Source organism: Achromobacter sp. ACM03 (assembly GCF_014851665.1).
In the GTDB taxonomy this organism is placed as follows: domain Bacteria; phylum Pseudomonadota; class Gammaproteobacteria; order Burkholderiales; family Burkholderiaceae_B; genus Achromobacter; species Achromobacter aegrifaciens.
The window spans coordinates 1-234 of record NZ_JACVAD010000038.1 but is presented as its reverse complement, the minus strand read 5'-3'; the positions used below and the strand labels follow the sequence as shown (position 1 = coordinate 234).

General features: G+C 67.9%; 1 protein-coding gene. It reads left to right on the top strand.

Translation table 11 applies throughout. From position 1 onward, the window contains the following. On the top strand, positions 1-234 hold a 234-nt coding region (locus tag IB257_RS31915), incomplete at both ends, for a hypothetical protein (protein WP_192493342.1).

The window sequence follows — 234 nt, the reverse complement described above, 5'->3', positions numbered from 1 at the left end:
CCGCCGGCGACGACTCCGTCACCGACAAGTTCACCGTCACCGTCACCGATGCGGCCAACCAGGTCAAGTCCGACGACCTGGTCGTGCTCATCACCGACACCGCTCCGGAAGCCAAGCCCGACACCGCTTCCGTCACGGAAGACACCGCACTGACCGCCTCCGGCAACGTCATCACCGGCACCGGTGCCGACACCCTCGGCGCGGACGTCACCAACGTCGTCGGCGTGGCCAAGG